This is a genomic window from Algoriphagus sp. (assembly GCF_024642405.1).
Classification (GTDB): domain Bacteria; phylum Bacteroidota; class Bacteroidia; order Cytophagales; family Cyclobacteriaceae; genus Algoriphagus.
Genome location: NZ_JAHEBC010000398.1, coordinates 1 through 3,362 on the forward strand (window position 1 = coordinate 1; position 3,362 = coordinate 3,362).

The 3,362-nt window shown below is 39.0% G+C and carries 3 protein-coding genes and 1 pseudogene; 1 reads left to right on the forward strand and 3 read right to left on the reverse strand.

Annotation, left to right across the window (positions count from 1 at the left end):
• The 3 genes and pseudogenes from Q0L68_RS18380 to Q0L68_RS18390 all read right to left on the reverse strand — a co-directional run.
• Positions 1 to 339, reverse strand: a pseudogene (locus Q0L68_RS18380) (S9 family peptidase); the annotation flags it as partial.
• 129 nt (positions 340 to 468) lie between these two features.
• Positions 469 to 1,779: an APC family permease gene (locus Q0L68_RS18385; RefSeq protein ID WP_296705713.1), complete on the reverse strand. Its 1,311-nt coding sequence runs from the start codon at positions 1,777 to 1,779 to the stop codon at positions 469 to 471.
• 38 nt (positions 1,780 to 1,817) lie between these two features.
• Complete coding sequence (locus Q0L68_RS18390) at positions 1,818 to 3,128, reverse strand: amino acid permease (protein ID WP_296705714.1); 1,311 nt, start codon at positions 3,126 to 3,128, stop codon at positions 1,818 to 1,820.
• 41 nt (positions 3,129 to 3,169) lie between these two features.
• Here Q0L68_RS18390 and Q0L68_RS18395 point away from each other — a divergent pair.
• On the forward strand, positions 3,170 to 3,362 hold a 193-nt coding region (locus Q0L68_RS18395; protein WP_296705715.1), incomplete at its 3' end, for a hypothetical protein.

The window sequence follows — 3,362 nt, forward strand, 5'->3', positions numbered from 1 at the left end:
AAGCTTCATTTTTTCATCCTGTTGATTCGATCTGTAGGCGATTTTAGTTCCGTCATGAGACCAAACTGGACCTACATCATTTTGATTTCCTTGCGTCAAAGGTCGATTTTGAGTTCCGTCGATATTTGAAATCCAAAGGTTTGAATAGTCTCGATCGGTCATGATATCTTTGAAATTTCTGACATACACCACTTTTGTTCCATCAGGGGAAATACTCGGATTAGTGACGTATTCCAGATTGAAAATATCCGTTAGTTCCAGATTGGTTTTTTGCTGGGCAAATAGCTGTGTACTTACCAGTAGCACAAAGGCTGCAATTAGATAAATTTTGGTTTTCATATACCTAGGATTTTAAATAAATGGATTGGGTTCGTGGTTTTTAAGGCTAATGTTAAGATGGGTTCTGATACTGAAATTATTGAATACTTTTCTCATCGTATCGTGGATTTGTTTTGGGAAAAAGGTACCCTACTTTGTATTTGGCCTGACTTTAAAATAGTTAAGAAGATAGTAAATCAAGATCAGAATGACGAGAGAAATAAAAACTCCCTGAATCTCTTTCCAAGGTAATCGCGAAAAAACCCATGCAAGTGCTATCAAGGCAAATGTGCCGATGAAATATCCTCCTTTGACTTTAAATACTTCCGGACTAGGGTTTTTATCCTCTCTTCGAAATTTGAAAAAGGCCAGAACAACCCCAAAATAAATTAGAATAGAAGTGGCGGTAACCAAAATCAATAAATATCGAAAACTTCCTGTACTGGCAATTACTAATTCCAAAGTTGCTAAGAAAAGAATTGCTATGGCTGGGGTTCCATGTTTGGGATGAAGTTTGGCAAATACTTTTGGTAAAATACCATCCACCGCTCCAGCATAAAGAATACGGTTTTTAAGTAAAAAAATAGAGCTAAATGTACTCCATACTGCGATAAATGAGACAATAAGAATCAGGAGAAATCCAGTATTTCCCGCAAGATTTTTGGCTAATTCTGCAAGAGGAGCTTCTTGATTTTCGATCAAAGCCTGACCAAGAACTCCCTGAACTGCCAAGTGAATAAGACAGAATATCAGTACCACACCAAAAATTCCAATCACGAATCCTATAGGCGCTGTCCGCTTCGGGTTTTTCATTTCCCCACCAATGCTTAGGGCTAATTCACCTCCTAGAAATGCAAATATCAAGAGGAGTGAGGCTTCTCCAATTTTGGAAAATTCGGGAAATCCTTTCCAAATAATATTATCCAAATTAATTGCTGAAAGGCCAAAGATCACCAAAGCAAGAATTGCCAGAACTTTAGTGAAGGTCAGTAATTTTACGAAGATCATGCTGTCCTTAATTCCTCGAATGCTGAGCAAAGAAATGATTCCTAAAATCAATGAGAAAAAAAGGATTCTAGCCCAATTTTCCTGAAGAAGGGGAAATGAGGTAGAGGCAATATCTGCCATGGCGTTTAGTAATGCTGCACAGGCCAAAACACCTACTCCAAACAAATAGAGAATATTAGCAAGAAAGCCTGCCAAAGGCCCAAATGCTCGTTCTATGTATACGTACATGCCCCCTGTATCTGAAACCCTGCTACTTACTTCCGCGAAGCATAACCCAAGGGCTAAAAAAATCAACCCGCAAAAAATATATGCCAGAATACTTCCATTTCCTAAAATCACAAATACCAAAGCAGGCAACAAAAAAATCCCGCTACCAATAGAGATGCTAAGTACATTTGTCACGACACTTAAAATACCGATTTCTCGCTTGAGGCCAACCCTTTTTTCTTCCATCAAGTCTTCATTTTTTTAATTGGGAATGTGAAAATTAATCAGTTTGATGGATTTGTTTTTTTGGTTCTAATAGCTTTAACCATGAAATAAATTACTGTTAGAGCAACAAAAAAAGCGAGCAGTCCTGTTTTCTCATATCCAGACAAATTGGAAAGGAAAAAGAGGATAATGGCTGCCGAAAGTATTGGAACAGTATTTCCAAATGGAATTTTGAAATCTCCTGGCTGGGAAGCTTGTTTCTTTCTCAACCAAATCACCGAAAGACAAACTCCAAAATAGACTAACAACATACTAGCTGAGGCAATGACCGCCAATTGACGGAATCCCCCTAAAGCTGCAAGTGTGAATCCTAGACCAGCATAAAGTAGGATGGCTAAATAAGGAGTTTTAAATCTAGGATGGATAGCTGCTAATTTATCAATTGGAATTACACGATCACTTGCCAATCCAAATATTACTCTTGGCATATTTAGGATTTCCCCGCTAAGCATCCCAAACATAGAAATTCCAGCTCCGACTAAAAGAAAGCTATACCCGATCGGACCAAAAACAACATTTGCCACAGCTGCCAGCGGGGCTTCATTAAATTCCGGTAATTGACTACCCATAACTCCTTGGGCAACTGTCTGAATAAGTACATAGAGAATTAACACAAAGAGAATCCCAATGAAAATAGCTTTCGGGACGGTCTTTTGAGGATTTTTGATTTCTCCTCCAACTGAAAGCCCTGCATCTCCACCTTGAAAAGCAAAAAACAAGATTAAACAAGCCTCACCGAATTTCTGGAAAGTAGGAGCTGATTCCCAGTATAAATTGGAAAAAGAAACATCTTTCCAGCTAAAGAATATTAAAAGTAAGATCGGAGTAAGCTTCGCAATGGTATTGATTTTTACCAAGCCAATTCCTTGCTTTACACCCACGACATTAAGGAAAGCCAAGCCTGAGAAAATGACAAATAATAACAGAAATCTATTGACAGGATCGGTAAAAACAGGGAAAGCCAATCCCACTAATTCCACCAATGCATTGGCGACAGCAGCATCAGAAAAAACACTTCCCGTAACCATAAATATGGCTGCCAAAAACCCAACATATGGGCCAAAAGCAGTTTCTACATAAGCATATCCACCTCCGGAACGGGTAATTTTACTACCCGCTTCAGCAAAGCAAAGCATCACCAAGGCTATCAGGAATCCACAAAATAGGTAGACAATTATTGCTGAAGATCCTATGATTTCGGCTACGATTGCTGGCAAAACGAAAATTCCAGCACCAACAATGATGTTAACGATATTTGCAGAAAGCCCCCAAACTCCTATTTCTCTTTTTAAACCCGTTTCGTTTTCCACTAGTGTTTTTTGATTTGAGATAAATTATTTTATTCCATTTAATGTGGCCTTCGACTCCGCTCAGGCTGACTATTCATAGCAACTGCAAACCTACCTACGGCAGGCAAGCTACGACTGTGCATTGCTATTGCTTACAGGGACTTTTCAGCTTTTTCATTTTAGCTTTCAGACTTCCTTTACCACTGCTTACTGCCCTACCTCCGGCAGGCAAGCTGCGACTGCCTACTGATTACT

Excerpts from the sequence above, each read along its gene's own strand:
- Q0L68_RS18385 (WP_296705713.1), bottom strand. The coding sequence starts at position 1,779 with ATGGAAGAAAAAAGGGTTGGCCTCAAGCGAGAAATCGGTATTTTAAGT.